Source organism: Rathayibacter sp. YIM 133350, from assembly GCF_037404875.1.
GTDB lineage: Bacteria > Actinomycetota > Actinomycetes > Actinomycetales > Microbacteriaceae > Orlajensenia.
Genome location: NZ_JBBELO010000008.1, coordinates 1 through 507, shown reverse-complemented (window position 1 = coordinate 507; position 507 = coordinate 1). Strand labels below are relative to the sequence as shown.

Genomic DNA, 507 nt, shown 5'->3' with positions numbered 1-507 from the left:
GGCCTGGTCGACGAGCTCTATGCGCCCGTGCCGTCGGCACGGGTCATCAATGCCGCCGAATGAGGTTTCGATGAGCCCCAAGCCCCTGATTTCGACCTGGTCCGACGTCGTGCTGGTCGACGGCCTGCGCACTCCCTTTGTCGACTACAACGCCGCGTTCGGCCTGGTCTCGCCGATCGATCTCGGCATCAAGGCCGGCCGCGAGGTGTTGAAGCGGACGGGCATCGCGGCCGACGATGTCGGCACGGTCATTTGCGGCTCGATGGCCCAGGCGAGCTATGACGCCTATATGCTGCCGCGCCATGTCGGGCTCTATTCCGGCGTGCCGATCGCGGTTCCGGCGCATCTGGTCCAGCGGGTCTGCGGCACCGGCGTCGAGGTGCTGGCGCAAGCGGCCGACGCGGTCGAGCTCGGCCGCGCCGAGGTGGCGCTCTGCGTCGGCGCCGAATCGATGAGCCGCAACCCGGTGGCGGCCTATACCCATCGTGGCGGTTTCCGCATGGGCCA

1 pseudogene is annotated in these 507 nt (G+C 68.2%); it reads left to right on the top strand.

Annotated features, from left to right (window positions below):
- Window positions 1-70 precede the first annotated feature (70 nt).
- Window positions 71-507: pseudogene (locus WDJ51_RS01680) on the top strand (acetyl-CoA C-acyltransferase); the annotation flags it as partial.